Origin of the sequence: Umezawaea sp. Da 62-37, assembly GCF_032460545.1 — a bacterium.
Taxonomy (GTDB): domain Bacteria; phylum Actinomycetota; class Actinomycetes; order Mycobacteriales; family Pseudonocardiaceae; genus Umezawaea.
Genome location: NZ_CP135965.1, coordinates 4,330,316 through 4,357,190, shown reverse-complemented (window position 1 = coordinate 4,357,190; position 26,875 = coordinate 4,330,316). Strand labels below are relative to the sequence as shown.

The window sequence follows — 26,875 nt, the reverse complement described above, 5'->3', positions numbered from 1 at the left end:
ATCTCTCCAAACGCAAACGACCGAACAGCAAGGCTGTTCGGCTCGGTTTGCACTTGATGAGTTTGGTGCCCCCGGCAGGATTCGAACCTGCGCCACCGCCTCCGGAGGGAAGGCCTGTAAGCTATCACCAGTCTCTACCTGCAACTATACTCTCATTGAGGCGTCCAGGATCCTCATGAATCCCCCTGGGTGACCCTGTTTCGTGTCACGCTTGATGTCACGGCAGCTCTCGGTTTCATGCTGGTTTTCCAGTGATGCAGATCACTATGCTGCTGACCCTGCCGGGCGTGTTGTGGGTGCCGCTTCATCGCTATGGCTCAAGTCGCTGATTCCCTCACCAGACTCATCGGCTATCGGATGCTTGCTGCTGACAAGGTCGGCAAGATCTCAGCCACCGTTATCGTGGCTGCTTAGGTCCGCTCTCCGCCAGGTCGAATTGTCACGAGGTTCAATTGAGGGTGTATATAGTGCTGCCACCAGTTGAAGTTCTCGTCGGTGTGGCAGGGAATGTAAATGGTTTCGTTCTGGGCGCGCTGAAGAAGTGCGGCAATCTCTTATGAACTCTGACCAATGACCTTTGTTGTACTGGCGCAGTATTGTTGTGATGGCTGCCGAAATGGCGATGCCAGTCTAGACGGAGATCTGGCGAACCGCTCAGTCATCAGTTGTCATAGGCGGTGAGCGTGAACGGACAATAGCGATTTGCGGCATCGCTGTCGTCGATGTCGCGCACCAGTTCGAAATCGACGTCAAGTTTGGAGGCGACGAGTATAGTTGTTGTATTATTAGGCGTTGTCTATAAAGGAACGTGATTCCAGTAGAACTTCCTGCATGCCGGACTTGTCAACCAGTCGCTCTGCCACGGTTTCCCGAGCCAAGTCTTCTGGAAGGGCGGAAGCGAACTTTAACCCAGCGATGGCGTTATCGTTGACCTCCGGCACCCGTCCCTCGGTTGGCTTCGAAAGTTCTGTTTTGATGTCAGTGACGCTCATGTCCGAAAACAGTCGGACTGCCTGATCGCCGATCCTCTGTCGTCGATCGACGACAGTCGTAAGTGAGGCGTGAAGCGTCCGGTTGGCGGCGGATCCCGCCCAGGTCCACCAGTGGATTTCTCCATTAGAAGATCGTGAAATGACCGTGCCGTTGTCAGTTACGTGACTTCCATGGTGTTTGCGCAAGTCACCGAGCGCTGTCTGCGCTCGACGGGTCAGGGTCACTCCGGCCGGATCTGTTCCCAGCAGCACGTCTCTCATGCCGCGTGTGATTGCAAAGGACAAGCCCTGTTCGCCTCCGCCCCAGCGGGCTCGCCCAGGAAGGTCGCTGGGCTCGACGAAGCAGCGCCTGCGTTTCCAGTCGATGTGGTTGACCAGCCAGGTGCGGCCAGCCAGTAGAAGTACTCTCGGCCCTTCGACGTCCGCCAGCAGGACGTCGTCGCCGACCTGCCCGATCTCTTCACGGCCGGACAGAACGAGGAACTCGGGGGCTGCGGTGAACACGGCGGTGAGATCGGAGAAATACCTTCGGCCGAACCTGCGCTCCGCCTCTGGGCCGATGAATGCAAGGTCGCCGTCTCGATCGAGGAATCCAGCGACCAGCAGATGTTTCATGATTGCCGGTGCGTCCGAGCCGAACACAGGAAGGTCGCCCCAGCTGTCCTGCCAAGTTCTCACTCCGACGGTTTTCTCTTGCAGAGCCAAGGCCAGGATCTGCTGAGCCACGATATGTCGCGGGGACACCGGTGCTGTGATGGGTTCGACCCATCCATCAGCCCAACGTGCCAGTAGCCCTGCCGCGTGCAGGACCGCATCCTGTTGCAGACAGAGGAAGAGGCAGTTGCGATCACTGCCGACCCTGCGGCCAGTGCGACCGAGTCGTTGCAGGAACGAAGCGACGGTTCGGGGGGCGTCGATCTGAATGACACGGTCGAGGTCGCCCACGTCGATGCCGAGCTCGAGGGTCGATGTCGCGACGATGACGCAGTCCCGTGCTTCGCTGAAAGCTTCTTCGGATCGCCTGCGTTCAGCTGCCGACAACGATGAATGGGACAGGAACGTCGTGACGTCGTTGGCTCTCAACGCAGCGCCGAGCTCCTCGGCTCGACGGCGACTGTCCACGAAGACCAATCGCTTTTCGCCGCGGTGCAGCGTCGTGATCACCTTCGCCGCGTTGTCGATTGTGCCAACGTGATCGAGTGTGACATCGGTCGTGGTCGCAGCCGTCACCGCGGGCGCTACCACCTGGCGAGGCCGATCGTGGTCACCACCCTGCAGCCACGTAAGGAGATCGTCCGGATTGCCGACGGTCGCTGAAAGACCGATGCGCTGCAGCTTTCGTCCAGCAACACGTGACAGCCGTTCCAGCACAGCCAGGAGATGCCAGCCACGGTCGTCACCGGCGAATGCGTGTACCTCGTCCACGACCACCACGCGGAGATTGCGGAAGGTATGCCGAGTGTCGACGTTGGTCGATACGAGCATCGCTTCGAGTGACTCGGGCGTGGTGAGCAGGATGTCGGGCTGTTCCCGCAGTATCCGGCGACGCGCTGACTGGCCGACATCGCCATGCCACACCTCAGCCCGCCGACCCAGCCACTCCGCGTAGGAGTTGAGCCTGGGCGTGAGGTTGTTGAGCAGAGCTCGCAGTGGGCACACATACAGCACCGAGATGCCCGTCCAGCCTTCTTCGGCCATTCGGGACAGCACCGGGAAGGTTGCGGCCTCCGTCTTGCCTCCAGCAGTCGGTGCGAGCAGCAGGCAGTCGACGCCCGCGAGTACCGGCTCGACCGCAGCGGCTTGCAACGGACGCAGGTCAGGCCACTGCAGAGTGTTCACGACATGGTGTTGCACCGCGGGGTGGAGCGCTGTCAAGCCGTTGTCAGACATCGAGATCGATGTCGTCAGCCTCGACTGCGGCGGCTTCGCGCTCAGTGCTCGTGAGCTCGCCGCGATCGATGGTCAGCGCGTAGTCCTTGCGCGGGTCGAAATTTGGATACTGCTCGACGGTGTCCAGCACGTTCAACACGAGCTTGCGCAGGAAGAGCCTGGGTGCCACACCGACCTTGCCGCCCAATCCACCGGCGACCGCCGAAGCGAACGTCTTGAGGTAGTCGTCATCGACGAGCGACCTCACTCGATCAGCCGCTGGTGAGCCCGCTACGTAGAGGTCACGAACCCGGCCACCCAGCTCGACGAGCCGGTCGAGCGTGAACCCGGTCAGCCGCACTTGGGGCGCACGTGCGTTGTCGAACCGTGTGTCCGATGTGAAGTCTGTGTGCAACCGTCCTGCGAGTGGAGGAAGCAGCTGCACACCCTGGCGCCCGTCAAAGAATGCGGGTGTGCCGGTGACGAGCAGGTAGAGGCCGGGGAATCGCCCTTTGTCCACCTCATCGATCAGTTGTCGCAAAGCGTTGAGTGCTTTGGCTCGAGCGTCGCTGCGCACTCGCTGCAGTGTTTCTACCTCATCGAGCACGATGAGAAGACCGGGGTGTCCGGCATCTCGCAGCACGGTTAGCAGGCCTTGCAGAAAACCCAGGGCCTGGAAATGGTCGATGTCACCCTTCACACGAGCCGCGCGCTTGGCGCTCGCCGCCACATGAGGCTGGCCCGCGAGCCACGCGGCAAGACCCTCCGCGGTTTCTATGTCGTCGTCTGCCACCGCCTTGCGGTATCCCCGAAGTCCAGCTGCATAGCCGGGAGTGGTGCGGGCGATCTCACCGAGGCGCAGTTCGAGGAGCGAGTCCACCGCCGCACCGAGTTGTCCGGCGTCGGAACCATCCACCTCGCCCTCGGCGAGGACATCCTCCTCGAGCGCGAACATCCAGCTGTCCAGCACGGCGCGGAACGCACTGGGCGGGCTGACCGCCGTTGTCAGATTCTCGCAAAGCCGTCGGTAGACGGTTTCCAATCGGTGCAGGGGAGTCTCGGTCTCGGAAATCTGCACCTCGCTCACCGCCATACCGGTGGCCTTGGCACGCTCAGCGAGCCACCTCGCCACGAACGTCTTGCCCGAGCCGTAATCCCCACGAACGGCCTTGAACTCCGCACCGCCGGACGAGCACGACACAAGCTCTTCGTCGAACGTCGGGGCGAGGCGCTCCAAGCCCACCGCGAACAGGTCGAGACCGCTTTCCGGAACCGTTCCTCGGCGCAACGCTGCCAGAACAGCGCGCCTACGTGCCGGGCTGACCGCCGCCATCAGCCCTCCACCGGGAACTGTTCATCGAGCAACTTCGGGTTGATCACGACCGTACGCCCGTTGTCGATCAGGTCGACCACGGGGAACTGGTCGATATTCAGCACCCGTCCCAGCGCCGCGACTAAACCCCTCGGATTGCGGCCGGGCGTGCCAGCCGCCTGCAGCACGTCCGCGACAGGCAATCTTCCACCCGCGGACAGCACCGCGTCCACGGTGTCGCGGAACACGTCGGGTTTGAGCACCCGGTTGACCGGTTGACCTTTGTGGGTGTTGACGAAAGTGTCCGAGGCAATCAGCTGCGAACCGCGGGAGAGCAAAGGACCGCCGTCTGAGAACAGGTCGGGCTGGTCGATCACGGTTTCGTTGCGACGAGACGACCCGGTGGTGACCAGTCGCTTCCGAGGCGCGGTCGCGGTCGCCCGTCCAGTCCACCAGTCCGGTGCCCCGAGAGAGTGCACCGCCCACCCCTCCAACTCGTTGACCCCAGGCGGAAGCAGAACCACCAGCGGGATGGCGACCTCGGCGAGCGAGGCTCCACCGTGGTAGCCGGGGGTGCGCGCGCCGTAGCGAACGGATTCGCTCGTCGGGAGTACCGCGGTTCCACCGGGAACCAGCACGCGGCGTCCCGCCAACAGCACTTCGTCGGATCGGGTCTCTCCAGCGGGGAGGCGCCACCGCGCGCCGCCCGTACTGTCCGGCCGATGAGTCGAGCCGTGCTCCAGCACATGACCATGATCGCTGGTGAGCACCACAACCCAACCGCCCTCAGCCGCCCGGTCAAGCAGTTGCGGCAGGCCTGCGACATCGGCGTACTTCCACGACGGGTCGTCAGACTGCCGACCGCGGCCAAGCGAATCGTCCACCGTGTTGAGAACGACCGCCATAACCTGCGGTTCCTTGCGTGGCAAGAACTCCGCGTCGAGCTCGGCACCGAGGTCCCGGCCCGCCGAACCACCGAGCCCCGCCTTGTGCACCAGAACGGCGCGAGTTCGCGGTGGCCAGAAGCCGTGCTTGGCGAACGCGCGCTGCTCGTCGTCCTGCGTTCCGCTCGTCAATGAGGCGGTCAGGAGCGCCGTCCTGCTGTAGGTGGTCTCCGTAGGGAAAGCAGCCAGGATGGTCTCGCGGCCGCCATCCACCGACCGCACCACCTCGGTCCATCCCAACCTTCGGTTGTCCGCTATCGAACTCGCGATCTCGGCGGCCGCAGCACCGGACATGCCGTCGACCACGATCATGAGCACCTTGTGCTTGCGTGCGAGTGGCGCCACGACTCGAGGCAGGAACGTCTCGACCGCACAGACTTCCTCCGGGCACGTCTGCGCTGCTTCGGGCAGTCCACGGGCGAACTGAAAGTCCAGGTCCGCTCGCCGTGCACCCGCCTTCTCGGCGATTTTGTCGAGGGCTCGTGCCACCAACGGATTGGCTGACCCCTGACGTACCTGGCCCAGCTCCGAGTCCACCCACGACAGTTCGCGAGCGTGCTCTCGCAGCGCTGACACAAGATTCGGCACGTCTCGAGGTGGTGACTCTAGCCAGCGCCGCAGCCGCAAAGCTGCCCGCAACCGGCGAACGTGTGCCGCTTTCTCAGTTGCCTCGTGGTGCTCTTCCACAGCGGCCAGGGCGGCCTCGGTCAGCGAGCCCGCTGCCCGCTCCAACCGCGAAGTGAATCCGCTTGGCAGCACCCGGCTTTGATGCGCCTGTGCGGTTCCGTTGAGCTGGGCGAGCACTGTGTCGGCATACCTGATCTGCTGCCACAAGTGATCCGTGTCGGCTTGGATGGCGAGTTCCACAGCGTGCGCTCCTGCTGCCGCCAGGTCCTTCCTCGCTGGCGCTTCGGCGCCGAACCTAGAGTGGACGAACGCACCGAATGCCTGCGTTGCCTTCGGATCATCCTCCGGGCTCCGCGCGAGCACGTCCGAGACGAGAAGCTCCGCCACCACGTCATCACGAGCGGTCGCGAGCCGCAGCACCACTTCCGCCGCACGACCGAGACGATCGACGAGGTGCTCGGTGAGACCACGGCGCTCCTCGCCGGTGAGCTCTCGCCAACGCAACCGGGTGCTGACGTCATCGAGCGCGGTAATCAGCCGACCTAGGTCGAGCGTCAGCGGATCAACGGAAAGCCTGTGCCGTACGACGTGGCCCAGCGCTACATCGCGGCCGAACGCGAGGCCGACGGTGCCCGACAGCTCACCGGCACGCGCCAGGTCGACCAGCGCGTCGACCAACCAGACGTTGTCGCTGCCACGGAGCTGCGCGTCGAGCTGGCGGGCACGCAACAGATCCTGCAGCAACGTGTACTTGCTGACGTCGTGGAGCCGCTCATAATGCAGCCGTGCCACGACGGCGTCACCCAGCTCACGCTCGTCGCGATCGGTGAGCACTACCAGCACGCTGTATGCGCTCGTGACTGGCGGAGCCTCTGCCAGCGCTTCCAGGACGGACAACACCGACGGGCACGCGACGTAGCGGACCGGGTGACCCTGCACCTCGTTCGTGCCCGCGGTGGTCCATGCGGGTTCACCACGAGTGCGGATACCGATCACGACCTGCTTGCCCACCGGGCTGCGGCTGGAGCCGTGATCGATCGACCTGATCACGTCACCGACTCGGCTGGTGACCGCGTTCTCGATGGCCGAACCCAGATCAGCCGCGGTCATCAGGTGCCTCCACGACGCGGAACTGGACCTCGATGGTCGCACCGGGGTTCTTCTCGCCGAACGCACGCAGTGTCGTGAGCACGTCGTTCAACCTTCCCTGGGCCTTGCCTGCCCCGTTCAGACGCGGATCAGGAGTGCGGTCTCCAGGTGGCGGCACAGGCGGCGCGGCAACAGGGCGGAACTGCTCGAGGAGCCTGCGTTTCGCGATGTCCAGCGCTTTGCGCATGCCCGACGCGTGTTCGTTCGAATTCGCGCTCTCCTTGAGCGCTTCTCTGATCGGTGCGGCGGTCGGGTCGTCAAGCCAGTCGAAGATCTGCCAGTCGGCACTGCGCAGAGCACTGGTCACCTCGCGGGCCGTTTCCAGGGACCGGCTGAGCACCACGGGCTCCACTCCGCCGAGCGACGCCTGCGCGAGTGTGGTCACCAGCACCGTGGGATCGTTGACCATGTGCAACTCGGTCAGCAGATCGCCGCCGGCGACCGCGACCGCATGACGTCCGTTCGGCTTGTCAGGATCCAGCGCGAGACGTGCTGCGAACTGATCGAGAACTTCGACCAGTTCGACAGCGGGCAACCGCAGCTCGTCGACCTTGCCATTCAGCACCCGGGCGAATCGTGCGATGGCACGCGGCGAGATGACGCTGGTGCGCACTTCCTTGCCGGTCAGTGCACTCGCCCGCCGACACGCGATGTCCCAGTCCTCGGGAGACGGCAGTGCCTGCCGATACAGCACCATGTCGTCCGCGACGGCATCAGGCGTCTCAGGCGGGTCGATCCGACGCTCGGCACGCATCCACGCGCGGTGGGTGAGCTCCGCGAAGGTTGCGATGATGAGGTTCTCGACCCGGCGCTCCATACCGAGGTCGCGCAGCCAGGCGCGAACGACTCGTACCGGTAGATCGGCGTCCGCGAGTTCAGCCTGCGCGGCCTTACGATCCAGCTCGTTCGGCCAGTGCCGGTTCACCACGAACGGGCCGTTGTGCTCCTCACCGAGTCTGAGCGGGTGAGCGATGCGCCGCAACGCTTCGCGGTGCTGCTTGTCGACCTCGATCCGACCTTCCGGAGCGTCGGCGGCCTGCCGGATGTGCGAGAGGGCTGTTCGCAGGTCGGCGTCGCGGACCACGTCGCCTTTGCGCTGCGGATCGAAGTCGGGGTGTTCCGGATAGGTCGCGACGTACAGCTGGTCCACCAGGGACCTCAGTGCGTCGGCGAACGATCTGCCTGCGTCCACTCTCGGGTTGACGGTCGCGTCGAGACTGACGAGGTGATCGTGCCAGTCCTGGACGATCTCCTCCTTCGGGCGAGTGACCAGCCCGTACGCGTTCTTCAACGCTTCCCGCAGTTCGCTGCGCAACGATCCCTGCAGGTTGCGCAGCAGGTCGCGGGCACGCTGCCGGTCTTCCGCTCCGATGTTGCGGGTGTTCTCCTCCAGCCGGTTGCGGTCCTTCAACAGGTAGTCGACGCGGATGAGGCGGCTGAGCTTGTCGAGGACGTCTGCGGTGAAGAATCCCGGCAGCCACGCCACTGCGGAGTGGTTGCCCAGCCGTTCCCGCAGCTCGAGCACACGGGTCCGGTCGTCGGCCGCGGAGTGGGTCTCGGTGTCGAACGGGAAGTCGAGCAACAGCCGCCAGCGATCTTCCTGAGCAGGCTCGAACACGTCGTCTCGTAGGTCCTGCTGGTCACGGATGTTGCCGTACACCAGTTCCAGCGTGCGGCGGCTACCCCGCCAAGAAACCGGGTGCTCCACCGGCAACGTGCCGGTGTCCTTGACCTCGAGCTCTTCGAACAGCAGCTCGCGTACAAGTTTGCGACGTGAGGCCTGATTGTCCAGCGTCGTCACACGGTCGAGGATCGCGTTGACGTTCACCCCGACGAGGTTCAGCCGCACGCTCGGGTCGTTGCCCTCGCCCACCTGCAACTCGGCCACGCGGCTTGCCCAGCTGCGCAGCCTGCGGACCACTTCGCCGACTTCCTGGCCGGGGATAGGCGTGGTGATGGTGCCGTGGTTCAGAGCGGCAAGCCTGCGCGCGGTCAGGTCACGCAGTACGTCCACGTCCGGCGCGAGTGCCGCGAGCAGCAGGGTCTTGATTAACCGGTCGTCGCTGCGGAACGCCTGCAACACCCCCGGTCGGACATCAGCCAGGCTGGCGACCTGTTCCTCACCCAGATCCCGGTCACGCAGCAGCATGGGCCGCAGCGTCCGTTGATACAGGGTGCGGGCTTCGTCGAACTCATGCTTGAGCTTCTCGGTGAACGGCTGATCGGCGCCGTCCGCGACCGCGTCGAACAGGTCCCCCAAGGGTACGAGCTGGCCCAGCCGGAACTCGTCGCGGCGGTTCACCAGGATCTGCCTCATCAGCAACAGCGCAGTGCGTTCGCGCTGCAAAGCCGAAGAGACGTGCACCAGCGTGTCCATGAAGGCAGGACTGAACGGGTAGGTGCGCGCGAAGGCGTCACCGTCGCCAGTGCCGAGGAGTACGTCGCGGACCCAACCGGGCAGTGCGTTGGTGCGCTGGAACGCCTGGCGCAGCACCTCTGCCTTACCTGGCAACGGCTTGAGGACACGTTCCTGCGCGATCAGCGGAAGGTTGCGATCCTCAAGGGTGATGCGCTCGATGCGACCGTCCCAGTGGTTCAACCGATCGTGGAACGACTGCAGTTCGGCGCCCGTGCGTTCGGCGCCGATGCCCAGCTCACGCAGATCGCGCTGGCGGGCGATGAAGCTGATGATCGGTGCGGGACGGTTGGCGTCGCCCGCCTCGACGAGCTTCGCGACCTTCTCCGTCTCGCGACTGATGAACGCCTGGTCGCCGATCTTGCCTGCGAGCCACAGCACCAGCTCGTCCAGGAAGAGCACGATGCCCTCGTAGCCGAGGCCTTTGGCGTGGCTGCTGATGATCGACAAGCCCTGGTCCAGGGGCTTGAATGCGCTTGCCGCGCCACGTACCGAGTCGACATAGCTGGGGAAGTACGCCTCGATGACCTTCGTGATCAGCTCATCGGAGGCGGCACTGCCGATGGCAGCGGCGAACCCCTCGTCCAACTTAGCGACCGTCATCGCCTGTCCGAGGTCGCCCCACCCCGAGTCGGCCTGCTGGGGAAGGCCGGCGAGGAACCGTTCGTCGCCGAGCTTCTCGCGCAGCCTTAGCGCGTCGTCCAGCAGCCCCTGCGCGCGGTAGACCTGTGGGATGGGCTTGTCCGGGTGGTGGTGCCGGACGTGCTGGACGTAGCCACCGAGGATGGCCGCTTCGAGACTCTCCGAGCCGGTCAGGTGGTAGGGGATGAGCAGGAACCTCTTGGTGCCGAGCCAGCTGTGGCGAACGATCACGTCGCCGAAGTCCGCGCGGTCCAGCGTCTTCTGGTGGCCGTCAAGCATGGCGTGCAACACCGCCATGAAGTGACTCTTACCGGAACCGAACGACCCGTGTAAGTAGGCGGCTTTGGAGCTGTGCTCGTCCAGCGACGACCTGATCAGACCCAGGGCCTCGGTGAACGCCACGCGGAGCTGGGGTGTGACCACGTAGCTGTCGATGGCTTCGTCGCGCTTCGCGTCGACACCCTCGGTCAGCTTGAGGACGAAGTCGCCCCGGTGAACGCTGGGTGGGATGTCGATCAGTTCCCTGAGCAGCGGCGCTGTGCTCGGCCCGGCGATGGTCACGCTGAAAACCCTTCGATTCGTTTTCTGTCGAATCCCACCGGAGTGGGCTTGGCGGAACTGCTCAGGTAATCGACTCGTTTGATCTCACCCGCCTGCAATCAGCCGATATCGGATGGCAGTGGGATCAGAGATGGGCGGAGTTCGTGCTCGCGCACCTCAGCCGATCAACGTCCGGCGAGTTCGTACTTCGTCCCGCGTCGCTGGCCGGTCTGAACCAGGTCGCCGCGCTCGACGAGGTGCTTGAGCAGCGCCTTGATCATCGGAGCCGGGAGTCCGGTCACTTCGGCGGCCTGAGCAGTCATCATGGGTCCGTGACCAGCGAAATCGATCACGACCTGCATCTGCTCGGCGGTGAAGGCGATGTCGGTCTTCGCTCGCGGCGCCGCCTTGGTTCCGCGAGTTCGGCCGGCCTTGCGGGGGAGCGGCGCGACATCCACCCGTCGCTTCGGCTGCCAGGCGCGCAGGTCATCCCGTGCGATGTGCAGTGCGTCGAGTTGACTGTCCAGGAATCCGCCGTAGATCGCATATGGCGACGCACCGAACGCCGGGTCGATCTCGCTATGCCACTGCTCCACCCAAGGCAGCACCTCGTCGAGGCCTGCTAGCAGGGGAAGCAGCTGTTCGCTGTCCCAGCCGTCCTCGTCGTGGCGCTGGGTGATCAGCACCGCGAGTGCGTGTGCCTGCTGCTTGTGGTCCCAGCCTGCCCAGCCGAGCAGCAGGCTGCCGTCACCGTCACGGGCCGCGGCCGGATAAGAGATGAAGCGCTCCTTCGGCACGTCGAGCTTGCCGCGGTGCCGCCAATACGAGGTGCGCAGGAAGTCGCCGGAAACGTACTTCGGCGGTACCGGGATGTTGCCGAGCTCGTCCTTGACAGCCATGTGCACTGCGGGATCGGTGATGTCCTTGTCCAGTTCCGCGGCGATGGCGTCTTCTTGGCGCTGTAGGTCCCACACGTGTTCCCAATCAGCGCGCTTGCGTAGCCCGGCGGGCTTGTAGCGGTAGACCGGCAGGAACGGCACATGCTCCTCATCCACCAGGGCCGCAACGACCTCGGCCAGGTCGGCGTCCTGGTTGCCGAGCGCGTCGGTCGCCCACAATCGTGCAACTTCGGCGAAGTCGACGTCGCCGCGCATCAGGTCGGTCAGCTCGGACACCGAGCGCATGGTCGGCTGCTCGACACCGTTGGCGTCTTCGGCAAGCCATAGGCATTGCGCCTCCAAGTGGTCCTGCAGCCACTCGCGAAGGGCGCGTTCCTGCTGCTTCTCCCACGACTCTGTGGCCCAGCGTCGCTTGCACTCGGGCCGCTCGATCAAGGCGATGTCTCGCCGCTTCTCGATCAGCGCGATGCGCGCCTCGACGGTACGCCGATAGCCTTCAGGCCAGTGTGCAGGCAGCTCCGTGATCGGAGTCGATCCGTGCCTGACAAACCACTGCGTCTCGACCTTGCCGGTTGCCATTTTGCGGGCGAGCACAATCTCGAACGCCCGCTCGCCGAGCTCGATGGCTGGAACTGTGGATAGGTCAAGGATGACGACTGACGCCGCCTCAGCGTCGGATAGCAGTCCGTATCGCTGGTAAATATCCCAGTCAAGTTCTTCCTGCTCCGTGATCATCTGCGCACGAACGACCGAGTGTTCCGTTCTGGTCGAACTCAACTGCTCCTGTGTAGGAGCCTTATTTTTAGTCCAGGCCCCTGGCGTGCATGTGGCCAGCTGTTGTGCGCGTATGTCCAAAGATTGCGACCGGTCAATAGGAAGGGTGGTTGGCAGTGGGAACTGTTCGAGCTTGGTTCCGGTAAACTCGAAGAATCGTTCCCACCCGGAACTGGTTATACCACCACCTTCGCCGCGATTGCCTTTGTCATGGCTGACTTGCTTAAGCCAGAAGCACGCCGTCGAAGAGTTTAGGATTCCTAGCAGTGCGAGGTGGTCGCTCTCGCTTGCGTCATGAGGAAGCTTGATTACCGGTGCTGACTGTTTAAAGATTTTTTCGCCTCGGTCAAGGATAAAGTGATTATGGGTTGAGACGAACGCGAACGCAATTGATAATGGTGTTGTATAAGCGGATGCGGTAAACTGCATGTACTGCCACCACTGCAACCCTGCATCACTCATGTTGCCCTGGAACGTTCGGCGCTCGGCCAGTAGCTTGCGCCAAGCCCAAAGCTCCTGCTTGAGCACAGTGATGTCCGCATCAGCGGCGTAGGGAAAAATAATTGACTCGTCTGGTTGCGACATCCAATCGCGTACAACGTCGCCACGTACCAATAGAGGCATCGCAGATCGTTGCGACGACCAGCGGCCAGGTCGGATGTACGCATCATCAGCGCCGGCTCGGGCAGCCCTGCCAATCGGTGGCACGATAACGGAATCAAGCTTCCGTTGAGTGCGTTCGATGGCGGCGGTCAAGCTGTCTGCACCGCCGCCGCTGAGAGACCAAGGGTGAAGCACGAGACGGGCGCGAGGGAAGTCTGCAACGCTGATCCAGTCGGACTCGCTACCAACCTCCTCGATCTGCTCGCGGATCGCAGTCCAGACCAAGCCTTTCGCGGGGTTGACTGGCTGACCGGGCTCGCCACGAATTCCAAGCACCGCACGGATCGGTTGCTCACGATCGGGGGATCGGCGACAACCCACCAGGATGACCGTCGGCGTTCCGTGGCCGGGAATGAACGCGCCGGACGTGTCGATCACGTGCGTCAGCTCGACGGTGGGAAAGAAGTCCTGGATCAGCTTGGTGCCGAACTCACGCTTCATGAAACCGTTCGACGTGATTTGACCGACAACCCCCGCACCACGACCGTCTGAGCTGGCACGGCGGGCAAGTTCGAAGAAGCGTTGAGCGAACGGCACGGTCAGCTGAAATTGGCGGTGGCAGGCCGAGTATTTGCGCCTGTACTCGCCATTGAGTGCCGCGTCGCTAACCGTGATGTACGGAGGATTTCCGACGACGATATGGTAGGAGGCCTCGTCGAGCAGGCTTGGGAACTTGTGCACGTCCTCGGCAGCGAGTTGGAGACCGATCTCCTGGTCCATGCCGGCGAAGCTGCCGCGTTTGCCTGCCAGCAATGAGTCGCCGGTGGCAACCGTCACCGCCCAGCGCTGGTTCGCTGTTTGCTTGATGGTGCGTACACCAGCCGTGCTCCACGCGGCGAGAACGAGGCGGAAGCGCGCGATGGCAACGGCGAACGGGTTCAGGTCGACACCGTGCACCGAGTCCAGCGCCTTGCGGGCGATCTCGGTGTCACTTAAACCAGGGGCCTCGTCGCGCCACGCGTCAACCAGCCTGCGGAACGCGCCCAAGAGGAAGTGGCCCGATCCGCAGGTCGGGTCGATCAGGCGGAAGCCTTCGAGGCCGAACTCGTCGAGTGCTGGAGTGAGCGTGTAGTCGAGGATGAACTCCTCGACGAAATCCGGGGTTTGGAGAAGGGCGTACTTCTCCTTCGCGGCCAACGACATGTCCTGGTAGAGGTCGCCGAGGAAGCGGGTGTCCCAGGAGTCGTCGTGGAAGCTGTGGACCAGGGAGCCGTCGAGGCGGCAGGAACGCCAGAACTCGATCAGCGCCTTCGCGCCGTCGTGGGACACCGGGATGCGATAGGCCGGGTTGTGCTGCCGGTTGAACAGCATCGCGCCGGCATCGCTGCGGCGCAGCGAGTCGAAGCTCTGCTCGATCCAGTCGGCGTCGGTCGCGTGCGGTTGCTGCCGGAAGAAGGCGTTGTGGGCATCTTCGGCCTCGGCCAAGCGGTCTTCAGGCCCGGACAGCATCGGGTCGATCAGGCGGTTGTCCTCACACCAGCGCACGAACACCGTGCCGAGCACCCATGCGACGGCGGCTTGGGTGATCTCGTCGCCGAGGAACGTGGTGAACGTGGCGGCAGTGCGTTTGGCCTGGACGGCCTTCGTGTGACCGTCCTCCAGCTTTGCCTTGACCTGGGGCAACCGGTCGACCTGCTCACGCAGGTCCTCATCGAGGGCGATTACCTGCTTCTGGAGGTCAACGAGTAAAGCGGAATGATCAGGTGAGGGCGACGTCACGAGGAGCCAGGTTAACTCCTTTGGGTGAATCGAACGTCTTCTTGATCCAAGTGCACCCACTCGGCCTACATCGGGCCGTCCTCAACGACTTCATGAGCGGAAGGAGTCAGTGATCACGGCCAAGCGGCCAGCCCCTGAGCACTTGAAGTTCCGTACTGCGTCATGGTCACCTCTGGGACTGCTCCGATACGGTTGCCCTCGATAGGGCGGCAGTTGCTCTTGTACCGTGTAGGTGCGTTTTTGTTTCCTCACAGTCGCTCAGTGCCCAATGCTCTTGGCCAACGGAACCGGTCGAACAAGCGGAGGGCAGCAGATTCATCCCGCCTGTGACCGAAGTGTCTCGGCAGGCGGCCACGGGGAACGCGCGATCACCCACTCCTCTGGTGTGTTCACCCGGATCACGTGGTCACCGATCCGAGGTGCCTTCGTCTCGTCGCTGGCTGGGCAGATCAGCACCAAAGCGTCCGGGCCGGACAGACCATCGGTTCCCGGCCCGTAGCGGGCGCGGGAAGCCAGTCGGTTGAGCAGAGCCTGACCAGCGGGGTAGCGGCCGAGGGGCGTGAGTCCGTCCAACGGCAGCACCGGATGCTTTGTCCACTCGGCTTCCAGCAGGTCGCATGCCTGCGCCACCACGCGCTGCAGGTTCAGCTGGTCGTTGCTGCCGGGCTCGGCAGCGTCAGCTTGCAGCACACGGTTGAAGTCCGGGATGTTGAGCTGCCACGCGACCTGCCGGACCGCGGCCACGAATGCTGCCGACACGTCGATCACCGGCATCCCGAGCGCAGCCTCGACTGCCATACGTGCACGTTCCCAGCGCTTGCGCCGGACGGTGATGATGCGGACGCCACCGTGCCGGGAGGCTTCGACCAACCGGGCATCGACGTCGCTCGCGGCGGTGCCCGCCACCAGAGGAGAGCTCACCGAGCCCGTCGATGAGGACGGATCCGGTGTCACCGCGGTGAGTACGGGCCGAGGAGGCCGGTAGTGCTCGCCGTCCCAGACCACCGCGAACCCGGCTTCGGTCAGCAACTCCATCAATGCGCGGCCGGTTGGCAGCCGACTCAGTCCTGGGAACCGGTTGTCTACCCGTTGTTGCAGGCCAGCTGCGTCCAGGCCATTGTCCGGCAAGCCCGCGCCGGTTTGGGACAGGCGAAGCGCCCGAACCAGCGGCAGGTCTTTCGGATAGAGCTCGAGCCGGACGTTCGCCAGGACCGATCCTGATGCCGCCGTAGCCAGCTTGATCAGGCGCTTTTCGTCGAATACCTCACCGGCGCGCTCTGCACACGCCGCCAGCACGCGGACTACGGCAGTCGGGGTCGGCAGCGGGTCCTCTGCGGCAAGATCGTCGGCCTTCTTGACCAGCTGCACCGCCAGATCCAGCAGCGCCTCGTCGGACGGCGTGTCCACCGGATCGGTCGAACCGACCTGCAATGCCATCACGACCCGGTCGTGGTGCCGTCGGAAGGTGAAGCGCGGTTCGTCGAGCAGCCAGTCCGTTTCCACGGCCGCGCGGAGCACGGCGTACGCATACGGGCGGCGGAAGGCAAGGTCGGTGGCGTCCGAACATCCGTGCAGCCCGAGGAGGTGATCGGCGAGTTCCTCGGCGGCGGCAACGCGACGCAACGAGGTCAGCGCTTCGACGACCTCGCGGCGCACGACGTCAAGTGCGTCGATTCCGGACCACGCCTTGCGCCTTGCGGACAGGACCTGGGCGATCCGGCCCTGTGTGAGGTGCGTTGACTTCGCGACCTGCACGTTGGTGGGCCAGCGCAGGTCCGGCAGTGCCCCGGCCTGGTCGGGGAGACCGAGCAGCAGGCGGCTGATCGCGACCTGGCTGTCATTGCGTTGTTTCAACTGGGGCACGAGGAGAGCAACGATCGCGTCGAGAGGCAACCGAGACCCGTCGACATCGGCAGGCAGTGAAGTGGTCTTGATCGCGCCGGGTTCGACCACCAAGCTGGTGCGCCACTGGGTGATGCGCTCGATGAGCTCGTCACGCGTCTTGCGGCTCAGGCCGCGAGCCTTGCGCACCTCGTTCAGACGGAGGTCGAGCAGATCTCCGACGGTGTTGGCGCCCAACCGGTGGGCGACCGCGACCGCGCGCAGGGTCAAGCCGGCGGCATCGAGCGCAGTGTCGAGCGTCGCGCGGTCCGCTGCTTCTTGCCGAAGCTCGATCGGGTTGTCCGAACCCGACGACGACACTGCCGCAGGGCCGGTCTCGTCGAGTGCTGTAAAGACTTGCTGCCACGCTTCGCGCATCTCTGACGCCGAACCGAACCGCTGCTCGGCGTCACGGTGCAGCGCCCTGCTGAAGAACGTGCGCAGAGGCTCCCGCAATGGAGCTTCGAACAGCTCGCTCGACAGCGTCACCGGTTCGGTGAGGAAACGCGGGTTCGTGCCGTCATCGCCCCACGTCGGAAGTTCGAGACTTGCCATCTCGTGCAGCGTGACGGCTGCGGCGTAGCGCTCGGCGTGCGTGTCATAGGTCGGTCGCCGGTCGGTGCCGAGGAACGGGTCGATGTAGCCGCGGGTGCCCGCGTGTACGTCAGTGGTCGGCGCCCCGGCCAAGGAGAAGTCGAACAGGACCAGGGCTCGGCCGAACCTGGGGTGGTTGCGCACGCCGAGGTTGTCCGGCTTGATGTCGCGGTGGAGGACGCCGTCGCGCTCCAGGTACGCCAACGCGTTCAGCAACTGGTCACCCAGTACTTGGAGCTTGTCCGGCAGGAGCGCGCCCTCGTTGCGCAGCACGTGGGCGAGTGACCGGTCGCCCGCGTGGTCGATCTCGATCGCGTGCCGGTTGCCCAGGGGGAACAGGCTGCGCCGCAGCACGACAATGTGGTCGTGCCGCAGGTGTTCCAGTGCGGCCGCCTCATCGACGAGGCGGTCCTCGGCATCAGCGGACCGGGACACCTTGACGACCGTGTCGATTCCGTCGTGCATGACCAGGAAAGCTCGTGCGGTGGCGCCAGTACCCAGAACCCGCTGCACGACGTAGTCGGTGTCAGCCAGGCGTTCGCCCTTGGTGGCGTTCCACGGATCGTTGCGTTCGACGTCGGGTTCGTCGCGCTCCTGCGCCTTGTCCAGCTCGTCCAAGAACTCTGTGACATCGGTGAAGCGGTCGCCCACCACCGGTGCTGTCGCGAGCGCGATCACCGTGTCGAGTTCGTCCGGGATGCTGTCGTCCACGGCACGCGGATGCAGGCCCCCCTGCTTGATGAGCTGATCCAGCAACTCCGGCCTGGTTGATGCAGGTGGGCGTCCGGTGAGCACTAGGTAGGCGATCGCACCCATGCCGAACACATCAATCGCGACGGTTCCGTCAGGCTCCTCGGTGAAGTCCGGTGCGAGGTAGGGAGCCGACGCGGCCTCGACGTGGGCGGCAGCGCCCGAGCTGGGACGCAGTTGATGCACGGTTGACGGACCCGAAAGACCACGCGCAGCGGCCTGCCACTCGCCGACCTGCAGTCGCGGCTTTGTCCAGTCGCCGCCAGTCGGCTGGACGATCACGGCACGCGGCGACAGCGCCCGGTGCACCAGGCGGCGTTCGTGCGCGTAGTTCACCGCTTCGGCGAGTTGGCGGATCAGATCAAGCCGTGTCGGCAGGTCGAGCTCTGCGTGCCGTTGAGCGATGAAGTGGTCCAGCCTCTGTGCCTCGCGCGGCTGTTCGATCAGAAGTGCAGGTCCAGCCTCGTGATCGACGAAGTCCACTGGGCGTAGCAGGCCGGGGTGGTGAATACCTTGGCACGCCCGGAACTCACGCTCCGCAGCCGAACGAATCGACCGCTGCTTGTCCGGGTCGGCCTCGCGCTCGTAAAGGTAGATGCGAACACGGCGGTACTCGTCTGGCATGTCCTCACGTGACGCGTCGTGGTCCTGCCACGTTGGACCACTTGCATAGGGGCGCGGCTCAATCTGCCACTGCCCAACGGTGACGCTGCGCTTGGTCCGGTGGATCCCCACCCGTTGCAGCAGACGGGGAAGAGCCCGGAAGAAATCCGGGTCCGGTGGCGTGCGGCTCACCGAGCCCAGGAGCAGGTCAGAGCCGATCTTGGGCAGCGAGCTGCCGTTCTCCGGACCGAACACGCTGTACCGCTGACCGTCGGCCAGTTCGCACTTCAGGCTCGGTTCCGACAGGAAGATGGCTGCGGACAGATACGGGACTGCGATCCTGTCTTGCCTCGCGGCCTGCATGAGCAGGGACTTGAGTTCCTTGGCCTTCTGGTTGGCCGCGGTCAGGGGGTTGTCGAACGTCCATGTGCTTCCGTTAGGTCGATGCTGCACCCAGGTGCCGAAGTGGTTGGTCAGCCTGCCCTTGAGGCTCTTGATCTCGATGAGGTGCAGCCCGCTCGGGGTGGCGACAAGAATGTCGACCTCGGGTTGGCCACCACTTTTCGGGATGAAGACGAAGTTCGACCAGGCCGCGTACGGGTGGCGGTCGGGAAGGAGTTCTCGAACGTGGCGTAGCGCCGCACGTTCATGCTTGAACGCCGACTGCGTGATCTCGTGCCACCTGCTTGACTGCTCTTCCACTCCAGTGCCCTCCAGCTCGACGGCCCATCTTGCCCGAACTCCTCCGCCCTGAGTTGATCCCCCTTCACCGTCAGCCCGCTGTCCTCGAAGAGCTCGTTGATGGCGTCGTCCAACGTGGCCCAGATGTTCGACCCACAGCCTTGCCAGCCAAGCAGGGTGTCGACATCGCCAAGGGCCCGATCGTCGGTACTTGGGGGTAACTTCACACAGGTGAACGTGCCTGGCTGAGTGCTTGGTGTCAGGTCGTGATCGCCTGCAACGCGGCGGCGAGTTCACGGTCCGGACTGATGTTTCTGCCGTACAACGGGCTGCAGGGGGTCGAGGCCAGCCGGACTGCGAGCGCGACGAGGTTCACAGCGGGATCGTCGTCGTGGTGGATATCCGCGAGGCGGGCGAAGTCGATCATGACGCCCACAACGCTGCGGTTCGCGGTGACACCCAGCCGAGCGGTCTGCATGTGCAGCCGCTCTTCGTCGATGATCGCGGCGGGCGCGTCGTGTGCGGTCAGCACTGTGCTGATTTGCTCAGCGATCCTGCTGGTCAGAGTGGCCTTAGGTGCCAATGGCAACAGCACGGGCAGCAACGTCGCCTCATTGACCAGCAACACGACCCGCGGCCGCCAGAACAGGACCGTGGCATACCACGGGCCCAGCGCCGTCGTGCCACGGTCGTCGTCGAGCGCGGTAGACGGACCCGCCAGACGCAGCAGCTTCTTGGTGGCGCGCACGATCAACACCCGACCATCCTGCCTTGGCCACGACTCGGCTCACCATCACGTCAGTCGTCGAGGCCAACGCCCGGTCTCGGAGACCCGGACGAGCGCGGCGGCATGGCTGTGCCTGTCACCGACCGCGAATCTGGCCGTGTGCGGGGACCGCAACTGGCCGCCACAACTGGCCAGCCTCGGGAAATTTTCACTGGACGCTGACACGGGGTGCGTGCAGAACTGCCCCACCGTCCAACTCTGTCGTTCGTTATAGACGAACGAAACGAAAGGTGTTATGTTTTATTCGTCTGAGGAGGAGTCATGGCTGAAGCGTTGAGGCAGGAGACCTACCTACCCGGAGCCGACGAGGGGCATCAGGTAGCGGAGGTCTACGACTTCCTGAAGGCCCACGAAGACGCCGGGCGCGGCCGACCGGATGTGCCGTGCTTCCTCAGTGGCAACACGCCGGACGACCGGGTCGAGCTTCCGGTGGATTTGTATCGAGTGCTGCGTCAGGTGGCCGAGGCACTGCAAGCAGGTCTCGCTGTGTCCGTAGCCCCGGTGACGAAAACGCTCACCACGCAACAGGCCGCCGAACTCCTGGGGGTCAGCAGGCCTACCGTCGTCAGACTGCTTGACGATGGTGAGATCCCGTTCGAGCGTGTCGGTAGTCATCGACGAGTCACACTCCGAGACCTGCTCGCCTACCGTGACCGTCGTCGGGTTGCGCAGTATGCGGCTCTGGAGGCCACCGCAATCGACGACGACGATGACGTCAACGTGGTTCTTGACCGCCTGCGGACTGCACGCCGCGAAGTCTCACAGCGCCGCCGGGGTGGCTCGCGCTGACCGATCGGCCGTCCTGACAAGATGTCTCGATGTTCTCGGCGCTGCTCGACACCTGTGTGCTCTGGCCCAGTCTTCAGCGCGACTTTCTGCTTTCGCTTGGGATCGAAGGCATGTACCGGCCTTTGTGGAGCACGGCGATTCTCGACGAGTTGGAGTACGAGGAAGCGCGGAAGTTGGTCGAGCGCGGTGAGGAACCAACGGTGGCCGCTCGCCGCGCTCGCCGCCTCGTCACGGTGATGAGACAAGCTTTCGATGACGCCGAAGTGCGGGGCTGGGAAGGACTCGACGGCGCATACGGCCTTCCCGATCCTGATGACGAGCACGTCGTTGCTGCCTCGGTCGTGGGCGGCGCAGGCGCCATCGTGACCCACAACGTCAAGGACTTCCCCGAAGCCTTGGTTCCCAAGGGGATCCAGGTGTTGCTGCCAAGCCAGTTCGCTGCCGACACCGTCGCGTTGAGCCCCACCGTCGCGCTGATCGCGGTCGAAGCGATCGCGAGTCGCTCCGGACGCTTCGGCAGTAGCCGAAGCGTCCCAGAAATTTTGGACACGATTGACGAGCGGTATGGCATGACGCAGGCGGTGGCGCTGATCCGTCCGCTGCTGTGAGCGCAACGCATTGTTGTAGCCGTTTCAGGCGAGATCAGGCTGAGTCCGCCGTGTAGGCGGAGGTGATGACACCAGCCGATATGCCCGGCGACTGCGATCTCGACGCCGTCGATGCCCCGTCAGGGACCCTTGTTGTGGATTCAGTTCAGCCTTGAAGACCGAATTGAACGCCTCGTCGAGGGTGTTGTCGTAGCTGTCGCTCTTGGATCCGATCGAGGCCACGGCACTGGCCACGGCGAGCCGTTGTGGGTAGCGCGCGACCTGCGCGCCGCGGTCGGAGTGGTGGAGCAGGGTGCCGATGTCCTGCCACTCTGTCAGAACACTCAGAGGCGCACCGCCAACCGCCCCCGACAGTGCAGTCAATCGCAGCGGCTTGCCTCAACAGGACAAGGGACTCATCGCTGGTCCTTATTTCTCCTCGGAGATGTAGGTCCTGGTCGATCGCGGCCAGCCGCTACTCCGCAGTCTCGGTACCTATCTGCATGGTGCACATCCGGGCACGAGTGCAGGCGACGTACAGCTTGCGGTCGGTGTCTTCCTCATGGGTAAGTCCGCCTTGAAGCCGAGCTCGTTCGAACCTCGAAAGCACAACGCCTACGGTGTCCCACTCGCCGCCCTTGGCCTGATGGGTGGTCAAGCCGGGGATCAGCCGAACGCGTTGTTCTAGGCGAGCCGCGATGAGCTTGAGGCGAATGGTGTGCGCAGCGTGCGCCCGTCGCAGTCGGCGTGGCGAGAAGGATGCGGTGATCTCTGCCAACTTGGCGTACGCGGTTCTCACGGGATCCTTCTCCGAGCCCACGAGCGTCTCGATGACTTGGTGGAGTTCGTTGTCCAGCTGTTCGGCGGAGTCCGGGTCGTTGATGGACAGCGTCATCAACGCGTCGGCGAGGTAGGTGGCGTTCTCGCCGAGCGCGGAACGCGTGACATGGTTGAGCAGGAGAGTCGCGGCTGCTTCCTCGATTCCTCCCTTGAAGGAGCGGAACGCGAGGGGAAGGATGCCGTCGCTGGCTTGCCAGAGCGGTTTCCACTCGGTCGCGAGGGCCACGTCGACGTTGCCCGCAAGCGCATCCGACGCCGTCGGGTCGAGCGTGACGCCGTGACCCTCCCTGAGATCCGCAGCGAGCTTTCGTTGCATCGGGCCGCGCCAGCGGAATGACTCGGTGAGCGCCAGCGTTGTGATGCCGGTCCGAACCAGCAGCGCGGGAATCGCATCGGGGCGGGCACCGCGGAACACGTAGAGCGCCTGCCACGGATCGCCAACGAGCGTGACGGACAGTCCGGTGACGGGACCCCGATAGTTGGACCAGAGCTTGTGAGAGCCGGTCATCGGTGGGTGCAGGCAGCAGCGTAGCCGGCCGGGGTCTGATAGCCCAGTGCCGAATGCCGCCGCACGTGGTTGTACTCGGTCTTCCAATCGGTGATCACGACTCTGGCCTGGGTCAACGACCAGAACTGGGTGAGGTTGAGGCATTCGTCGCGGACCCGGCCGTTGAACGACTCGATGTAGCCGTTGCGCCAGGGTTGGCCTGGTGGGATGAATGCCAGGTCGACCCGTTCACCGGCCCAGTCCCGCATCGTCGCGCACGCCAACTCCGGACCGTTGTCGCTGCGCAACACCGCCGGATAGCCACGGACCAAGGCGATCCGGTCCAGCTCGTCGACCAACCGGTCCGCGGTGATCGACCGCTCGACCAGACCACCGAGGCACTCGCGGGTGTGCTCGTCCACGATCGACACGATCTTGACCGGTCGGCCGTCGGTGGTGGCATCGAACTGGAAGTCCACCGCCCAGATCCGATTCGGCGCATCCGCCCTCACCTGCGGTTCGGCGGTGGACACGCCCAAGTGCTTGCGGCGGCGCCGTTGCGGCACCCGCAGACCTTCCTCCCGCCACAACCGCTGGATCTTCTTGTGGTTGACGGTCCAGCCCTCGCCGCGGGCGTCGTGATAGGCCCGCCGGAATCCCCACCGCGGATGCGCCTTGGCGTAGGTGCGCAGCCACGCGCGCAGCGCGGCGTCGGGATCCGCTGGGGTCTGCGCCGCGGGCAGGCGCCGCTGGGTTCCCCGGTGCTGCCCGGTCACCCGGCAGGCGAACCGTTCACTGACCCGCAGGATCGTCATCAGGTGGTGCACAGCCGCCCGCCGCCGCTGCGGGCTCAGAAGTTTCCCTTGGCGATCTCCTTCAACGCCGCCTTCTCCAGTTCGGCGTCGGCCAGCAGCCGCTTGAGCGTGGCGTTCTCCCGCTCCAGATCCTTCAGCCGTTTCGCGTCGTCGGCTTTCAACCCGCCGAACTGATTGCGCCACCGGTAGTAGGTGGCCTCGGTGACCTGCAACTCCCGGCACACATCGGCCACGTCGCGGCCCTGGGCCAAGAGTTGATCGGCCTGGGTCAGCTTCCGCACGACCTGCTCGGGGGTGTGCCGTTTCCTGGTGCTCATCGTGATCGAGCCCTTCCGTCCACGAACTGGACTGTCAGGCTCTCACTGGTCCTGGATCAACCCAATGGGGTCACGTCACCGGCTTGAGTGGCTAGCTCGATGATGGCAATGTCGAGATCATTGGCGTCGAACACCTCGTCGACGATCAATGCTTTCGCGCTTATCTTTAGGCGGTCACGGGCGCGCGCTGCCATGGTCTCGTCCTTCAAGGCGTTCTCAAGCGCGTCCCGGACATCCTGATGGGTGCAGACGCCGTCGGCGAGATGCTTGCCGATCTCTGTCAGCGGTACGCGCGCGCCACCTTCGAGATGCACTTTGGCAAACTTCACGTCCGCAGCGTCGACATACACCTTGTAGGTTTCTCTGGTCCACTTCGTCTGCGCCAGCGCATTCCAGCTGTCGATGACCGTGAGCTCGGTGTGCCCATTGGGCCATCGGAGGAGGCCGGCGCGAAGAAGGTCATGCAGGAGTTCGCACATGATTGTGTCGAGAGTGACGATGCGGTGCGGCCACGTGAGGGCGGCCGGACCCCAGATACGTCTCACTCGCTGCTTCAGAGCCCATGTGGCTGCTCTGGTGAAGCTCACGGCGATGATCGCGCGATGGTCGGTTCTAGACTCTGGAACGAAACGGAGAGCTCCGAAGCGTTGCGCCGCAACGGTTGTCTTGCCGGTGCCGGGACCCGCGTCGATGAACAGCCGCCGTTCCAGGCTGCCGCTTGCGGCAGCCTGCTCGTCCGTCAGGTTCTTGGGGCGGGCGTCACTGGGCGACGCAATCGACGTCATGTCGGCTCGTTCGCAGGGTCTTCTGCAGGTTCCGCCTGCGCCGTGGGTTCATCCGTCGCGTAGAGGAATTCGAAGATCTCGGTGAAGTGGGTCGGCACCGCCGCGGTCAGAGAACCTGAGTGTCGCTGGTCCGACAGACGTCCAGCCAGAGCGAGTGCGAACTCGCCCTTGCGTGATGCGGCAGGGCCGGAAGGTGTCGCGTCCCTTATCTTGGTCTTCTTGCGGGCGCTGCGAAAGAGCAAATGCACGGCGGCGACATCGAGCGGGTTCGGGCGGTCGATCTCGAGATCCTCAAGTGCGGCAGCGATCAAGGCCTCGTTGCCGGTGGTGATGGACGGCTCCAGCGTGGGATGACTGTGCACGACCTTGACGACGTCTGGGTCGTGAGCATGAGTTGTCAGCCAGCTTGGGAGGGTTGGCGACTCTTCCAGCGGCTTGTCGCTATCGCGCAACACCGCTAGCCGACTGCATAGTTCGTGCCCGCGGGTGGCCAAGAGACGTACTGCCCACGAACCGACTTTAGTGCCCATGGGAACGATGCTCAAAGCGTCGATGAACGACTGCTTGTCGACGTCCGCACTAGACCACACCCACCCGAACTCCCGGACGAGGGCGGCGTCAGTGACCCCTTCGACGAGCAGTAGTCGTTCGGCGAACAGCGCGGCCGATCGGCTCGCGTCGAGGTGCAGTCTCGTTTTACGCATGACCTCCGCGCGGTCTGGGATGTCGAGTTCGGCGATGCCTCGGCTCACTCGGCGGCCATCCTGCAGGCGACGCATTACGACGATGTCCTCGGGAGAACACGAGGTGATGATGTCGGTGGCGTGGCTGGAGAGGATGATCTGCAGCTCAGGACGTTGGCGCGCGATTCGCTGGAGATACCGGGCAAGGGAGTGCTGAAGCTGCGGATGAAGGTGGGCTTCCGGTTCTTCGATCAGAACGGTGACATGCAGCGGACGTGAGGGGAAGAACGAGTCTTCCTCACTGTCGCGCTCCGCGCGTGCCTGCAGCAGCCTTGCTTCCGCGTCTGCGGGATCGACTGGCTCCTCCTCGGAGGTGTCTCCATCAGCGGGGGGTGCGAACACCAGTTGTTGATCTGGAATGGCCGCCAACGTGACTGCGATGTGCAGCAGGTTGACATACCCCAGCCCGGAGACTTCGAGTGGCCTTGCGTGCTGCCGCCCTTCGAGTACGGCGAGCATCAGCTCCAATACCCTGGCGAGGTAGTTGTCGTCGATGACCTGGCCGCGGACGTAGGGCCAGTTACGGGAGACGCCCGCTGACAACGACTGGAGGTGTGCCGCGATCCGCTCCTCCACGGCCCCGATGAGGCTGTCTGCGGCGAGTTGTTCGAGGAGCGCTGAGGCGCGGGCGCGTAGTCCGGCCAAGTTACGTCCGTGACCAGCGTTCTGGCGCTGCGCTCGAAGCAGTTCGACCAGGACGCGTGCTTCCCGGCGAGCTAGCTCGTCGACAGGGTTTCGCCATGCCGGCAGGTAGACCAGACGGATCGAGTCCATCGCGTCGTGAGGGACCAGCGTTCTGGTGGCCACTCTCCCGAGGTCGCGGCTCAACTCGCGTGTCCAGGCTGCGGCTGTCGTACCAGGTGCTGTGATGCCAGCCTGAGCTTGGATGGCCTGACCCAGCATTCCTTCATCCTGCTCAGTGCGTGAGAACGAGTACTCGACTTCTACCGAGCGTTCGCCCTCGCCCAGAACGGCTGCGGTTGGCGCGGGCAGTCTGGGAAATACCTTGGTGTGTGCAAGTTGCAGTGCCTCGGCGACTGTGGTCTTGCCGGCGCTGTTGGCACCGATCAGCACTGCGAAACGGCCAGGCAGACGGACTTCGAGATCGTGTTCTGCGCTGGCGCGCAGTCCTCGGATCATGAGTTTGCTCAGGTGCACCTTTTGAACGTCGAGCCGGACCGATCTGTTGTTACACCGCGCCGTCGCATATGGAGTGGTGTCGACAGTTGCCTCGCTAGTGGCCCGAGCGGTCGCCAGCACTACCTCTCCTGCTCTGCCGCGTTGATCTTCGTGATGAGAGCGTCTGAACTTGAACGTCGGCTCTCCGGGCGAGTGCAGCCCCAGAACTGGTGGTCTGTACTGGCCGGAACGCTCGCCGCAGTCCGTGCGATCGCCAGCCGAGTCACCCAGCACGGCGACCTGCACAGTAGGAAATGACACGTCAACCGAGACTGATCATGGTGTCACCGCCGTGAAACGAGACCGAACTCGCAGGTCGCACAAGATCGACATGTCACGAGTGGCGAAAACCTACAGGGGGCTGAACTCGGCGGCGAGGTGCTGTGCCTTTCGGTGGGTGAACCAGATGCCGATCTCCTCGCCGAGGAGCCCAGCGAGGAAGAAGGGGCCTAGTCCGCCGAAGAACGCGGCAGTCAACATTCTGGTGACAT

Annotated in this window: 14 protein-coding genes; 2 read left to right on the top strand and 12 right to left on the bottom strand. The window is 64.2% G+C overall.

Annotated elements, in window-relative coordinates; translation table 11 throughout:
- Nucleotides 1-785 precede the first annotated feature (785 nt).
- The 7 genes from RM788_RS19515 to RM788_RS19485 all read right to left on the bottom strand — a co-directional run bounded on the left by RM788_RS19515 (nucleotide 786) and on the right by RM788_RS19485 (nucleotide 19,812).
- Nucleotides 786-2,882, bottom strand: coding sequence for a DEAD/DEAH box helicase (locus RM788_RS19515; RefSeq protein WP_315933122.1), 2,097 nt, complete (start codon nucleotides 2,880-2,882; stop codon nucleotides 786-788).
- Nucleotides 2,875-4,194, bottom strand: a complete 1,320-nt coding sequence (gene brxD / locus RM788_RS19510) for a BREX system ATP-binding protein BrxD (RefSeq protein WP_315933121.1) — start codon at nucleotides 4,192-4,194, stop codon at nucleotides 2,875-2,877. Before brxD ends, RM788_RS19515 begins: the two co-directional genes overlap by 8 nt.
- The gene (gene pglZ / locus RM788_RS19505; RefSeq protein ID WP_315933120.1) at nucleotides 4,194-6,854 is read right to left on the bottom strand and encodes a BREX-2 system phosphatase PglZ; all 2,661 of its coding nucleotides are present in this window, start codon (nucleotides 6,852-6,854) and stop codon (nucleotides 4,194-4,196) included. The genes brxD and pglZ overlap by 1 nt, the downstream gene beginning before the upstream one ends.
- Nucleotides 6,841-10,512, bottom strand: a complete 3,672-nt coding sequence (locus tag RM788_RS19500; protein ID WP_315933119.1) for a DUF6079 family protein — start codon at nucleotides 10,510-10,512, stop codon at nucleotides 6,841-6,843. Before RM788_RS19500 ends, pglZ begins: the two co-directional genes overlap by 14 nt.
- A 164-nt stretch (nucleotides 10,513-10,676) precedes the next feature.
- Nucleotides 10,677-14,546 carry a BREX-2 system adenine-specific DNA-methyltransferase PglX gene (pglX, locus tag RM788_RS19495; protein ID WP_315933118.1) on the bottom strand — a complete coding sequence of 1,290 codons (3,870 nt, stop codon included), beginning with the start codon at nucleotides 14,544-14,546 and terminating at the stop codon, nucleotides 10,677-10,679.
- Nucleotides 14,547-14,861: 315 nt separating this feature from the next.
- Entirely contained in the window at nucleotides 14,862-19,076 is a 4,215-nt protein-coding gene (pglW, locus tag RM788_RS19490; RefSeq protein WP_315933117.1) for a BREX system serine/threonine kinase PglW, read from the bottom strand.
- 238 nt (nucleotides 19,077-19,314) lie between these two features.
- A complete protein-coding gene (locus tag RM788_RS19485) occupies nucleotides 19,315-19,812 on the bottom strand; it encodes a DUF6933 domain-containing protein (protein WP_315933116.1) in 498 nt (165 codons plus the stop codon).
- Between the two features lie 291 nt (nucleotides 19,813-20,103).
- Between RM788_RS19485 and RM788_RS19480 the strand changes: the two genes are divergently transcribed.
- Both RM788_RS19480 and RM788_RS19475 read left to right on the top strand, forming a co-directional pair.
- On the top strand, nucleotides 20,104-20,631 hold the full coding sequence (locus RM788_RS19480; protein WP_315933115.1) for a helix-turn-helix domain-containing protein: 528 nt from the start codon (nucleotides 20,104-20,106) through the stop codon (nucleotides 20,629-20,631).
- Nucleotides 20,632-20,660: 29 nt separating this feature from the next.
- Nucleotides 20,661-21,239, top strand: a complete 579-nt coding sequence (locus tag RM788_RS19475; RefSeq protein ID WP_315933114.1) for a PIN domain-containing protein — start codon at nucleotides 20,661-20,663, stop codon at nucleotides 21,237-21,239.
- Between the two features lie 454 nt (nucleotides 21,240-21,693).
- On the opposite strand, the gene RM788_RS19470 is transcribed toward RM788_RS19475, so the two are convergent.
- The 5 genes from RM788_RS19470 to RM788_RS19450 form a co-directional block, all read right to left on the bottom strand.
- On the bottom strand, nucleotides 21,694-22,566 hold the full coding sequence (locus tag RM788_RS19470; RefSeq protein ID WP_315933113.1) for a P-loop NTPase family protein: 873 nt from the start codon (nucleotides 22,564-22,566) through the stop codon (nucleotides 21,694-21,696).
- A protein-coding gene (locus RM788_RS19465; RefSeq protein WP_315933112.1) for an IS3 family transposase occupies nucleotides 22,563-23,677 on the bottom strand; the annotation gives its coding sequence in 2 pieces (ribosomal slippage) (nucleotides 22,563-23,410 and nucleotides 23,410-23,677; 1,116 coding nt in all). Before RM788_RS19465 ends, RM788_RS19470 begins: the two co-directional genes overlap by 4 nt.
- 56 nt (nucleotides 23,678-23,733) lie before the next feature.
- A complete protein-coding gene (locus RM788_RS19460; protein ID WP_315933111.1) occupies nucleotides 23,734-24,462 on the bottom strand; it encodes a UvrD-helicase domain-containing protein in 729 nt (242 codons plus the stop codon).
- On the bottom strand, nucleotides 24,459-26,363 hold the full coding sequence (locus RM788_RS19455; protein WP_315933110.1) for an ATP-dependent nuclease: 1,905 nt from the start codon (nucleotides 26,361-26,363) through the stop codon (nucleotides 24,459-24,461). The genes RM788_RS19460 and RM788_RS19455 overlap by 4 nt, the downstream gene beginning before the upstream one ends.
- Nucleotides 26,364-26,735: 372 nt before the next feature.
- Nucleotides 26,736-26,864 carry a hypothetical protein gene (locus RM788_RS19450; RefSeq protein ID WP_315933109.1) on the bottom strand — a complete coding sequence of 43 codons (129 nt, stop codon included), beginning with the start codon at nucleotides 26,862-26,864 and terminating at the stop codon, nucleotides 26,736-26,738.
- Nucleotides 26,865-26,875 lie beyond the last annotated feature (11 nt).

Bases quoted from the DNA above. Each gene is read 5' to 3' on its own strand.
- RM788_RS19515 (WP_315933122.1), bottom strand. From the start codon at position 2,882: ATGTCTGACAACGGCTTGACAGCGCTCCACCCCGCGGTGCAACACCAT.
- RM788_RS19470 (WP_315933113.1), bottom strand. From the start codon at position 22,566: ATGACCGGCTCTCACAAGCTCTGGTCCAACTATCGGGGTCCCGTCACC.
- brxD (WP_315933121.1), bottom strand. From the start codon at position 4,194: ATGGCGGCGGTCAGCCCGGCACGTAGGCGCGCTGTTCTGGCAGCGTTG.
- pglZ (WP_315933120.1), bottom strand. From the start codon at position 6,854: ATGACCGCGGCTGATCTGGGTTCGGCCATCGAGAACGCGGTCACCAGC.
- RM788_RS19475 (WP_315933114.1), top strand. From the start codon at position 20,661: ATGTTCTCGGCGCTGCTCGACACCTGTGTGCTCTGGCCCAGTCTTCAG.
- RM788_RS19450 (WP_315933109.1), bottom strand. From the start codon at position 26,864: ATGTTGACTGCCGCGTTCTTCGGCGGACTAGGCCCCTTCTTCCTCGCT.
- RM788_RS19460 (WP_315933111.1), bottom strand. From the start codon at position 24,462: ATGACGTCGATTGCGTCGCCCAGTGACGCCCGCCCCAAGAACCTGACG.
- RM788_RS19480 (WP_315933115.1), top strand. From the start codon at position 20,104: ATGGCTGAAGCGTTGAGGCAGGAGACCTACCTACCCGGAGCCGACGAG.